We start from the raw sequence: 1,484 nt of genomic DNA on the forward strand, positions 1-1,484 counted from the left end.
TTTCATGATATATCTCCCAATTTGTGTAGGGCTTATTATGCACGCTTAAAAATAATAAAAGCAGACTTGACCTGATAGTTTGGCTGTGAGCAATTATGTGCTTAGTGCATCTAACGCCGCCATAAACGGCGACAGGGTGGCGCGCCTATTGCGCATAAAATGGCGAAGCCATGCGCAACAGGCGCGGAATCTCTGGCGTCCGGTTTGATGGCTTTGTTATGCAAAGGACTAGTCTTCAATGACGTGTAAACCACGGCGCTTTAAGTCCTCCAACGAATCCAACATTCCCCTTATTAATTCAACAGGATGCCCCTCCCAGTCTTCAACAACGCCAACAATTCTCAAGGGTTCGCAGGTTCTATAGGACTGTGTTGGATTACCGGGAAATCTTTTGTTCGTAAGATTCGGATCGTCTTCGAACGGTCCTGTTGGCTCAACTATGTATATGTAGCCGCGACCCTCGAGGCCAGACAGTGACATAGCAAGTTCAGCTCCCCAAACTGCTGGCTCCATCAAGGCTGAAAAGTAGATGTGCTTAAGAATACGACCGTCCTCGAAATGAGAGATGAACCCTGTGGTTAGCAAGTCACCAATCGCCAAATTGGCTTTGGTTCCATGATAGAACGGTCCTTGCACCTGCTTGTAATTATCATGAGAGATGGGAATCCAATCTTTTACCATTTTAAGACCCTTAATTGTTGGGATTTGGCTGCATAACGTTTGACATGAGGGGCGGCCAAGGGCGCCAGCCCTTGGACGTCCCCCTCGATGGAAGGGTTAGGCATCACTGCGTGTTCGCTCGAATGCCTGGCGTGTTTGAACCATGTACACGGCTGGACCATCTGGGGTGGTTACGGTACCTTGCCTCTCAAACCCCGCTTTCTCGTAGCATCGGATCGCTCGCAAGTTGCTCGGCGACGGGTCCGTTTGGATCTTGGTGACCTCGGGATCATTGAACAGCAACTCAACCAGAGCTCGAACCAGCTTGGTTCCCAAGCCTTTGCCCAGTTGTGATGCATTCGCCAGTAACTGGTCTATTCCGCGTACTCCTGGATCGGTTTCTTCTTCCCACCATCCGTCCCCGCTTCCAAGAGCAACGTACGACTGGGCATACCCAATCGGCTCTCCATTCAGCATTGCAATGTATGGAGTGACGGACTCTTGCGCTAAAACGCTTGGCAAGTACTGTTCCTGTACGTCAGCAAGTGTCGGGCGTGCTTCTTCTCCGCCCCACCACTCGACGATATGAGATCGATTTAGCCACTCATAGAGCATCGCAAGGTCATGCTCAGTCATGAGGCGCAGTGTGACGGAATCGTTGCTGTTGGTCACGATGCTGTACTTTGTGATGCCTAACTTTGTTTTTGCGTTGCTCATGATGTCTAACTCCCAATTTGTGTAGGGCTTATTATGCACGCTTAAAAATAATAAAAGCAGACTTGACCTGATAGTTTGGCTGTGAGCAATTATGTGCTTAGTGCATC

General features: G+C 49.3%; 2 protein-coding genes. Both read right to left on the reverse strand.

Features of this window, described 5'->3' with window-relative positions:
• Window positions 1-228: 228 nt before the first annotated feature.
• Window positions 229-681 carry an NAD(+)--rifampin ADP-ribosyltransferase Arr-3 gene (locus ACOTX5_RS26485; protein ID WP_001749986.1) on the reverse strand — a complete coding sequence of 151 codons (453 nt, stop codon included), beginning with the start codon at window positions 679-681 and terminating at the stop codon, window positions 229-231.
• 96 nt (window positions 682-777) lie between these two features.
• Window positions 778-1,332 carry an aminoglycoside N-acetyltransferase AAC(6')-Ib3 gene (locus ACOTX5_RS26490; protein WP_032488579.1) on the reverse strand — a complete coding sequence of 185 codons (555 nt, stop codon included), beginning with the start codon at window positions 1,330-1,332 and terminating at the stop codon, window positions 778-780.
• Window positions 1,333-1,484 lie beyond the last annotated feature (152 nt).

The organism is Enterobacter cloacae complex sp. IR5441 (genome assembly GCF_049238215.1).
Lineage (GTDB): Bacteria > Pseudomonadota > Gammaproteobacteria > Enterobacterales > Enterobacteriaceae > Enterobacter > Enterobacter hormaechei_C.